This window comes from Flavobacterium coralii (genome assembly GCF_019891545.1).
Classification (GTDB): domain Bacteria; phylum Bacteroidota; class Bacteroidia; order Flavobacteriales; family Flavobacteriaceae; genus Flavobacterium; species Flavobacterium coralii.
The window spans coordinates 1-401 of record NZ_JAHDIU010000053.1; the positions used below are offsets into that span (position 1 = coordinate 1).

Annotated in this window: 1 protein-coding gene; it reads left to right on the forward strand. The window is 56.0% G+C overall.

Features of this window, described 5'->3' with window-relative positions; all coding sequences use genetic code 11:
• A partial coding sequence (locus tag KJK34_RS15135) for an FIDD domain-containing protein (RefSeq protein ID WP_223054708.1) occupies nt 1–401 on the forward strand: 401 nt, incomplete at both ends.

Below are 401 nucleotides of genomic sequence, written 5' to 3' on the forward strand. Positions count from 1 at the left end.
GACCTGACCGATGCCGAGGCCGACATCAGGAACAACGACAATACCACCGTAATCAGCTACCACCAGACCGAAGCCGACGCAGAAGCCGATACCAACCCGATAGCCACCCCTGAAGCCTACCAGAGCGCCAGCGGCAGCGTATGGGTAAGRGTAGAAGCCAACACCGGCAACCCTAACGATGTGGTATGCTATGAAGTAGTAGAGCTGGAGCTTATCGTGAACCCGCTTCCGGAGCTTGGCGTAAACGGTGTGATACCGCCAAACGCCTACTGTGAAGACAACACCGACGGCATCCACACCTTCATCCTGAATGAGCACATACCACAGATACTGGCCGCAGGCCTTAACCCGGACGACTACACCGTAAGGTTCTACCTCGACCAGGCCGCCTATGACAACAA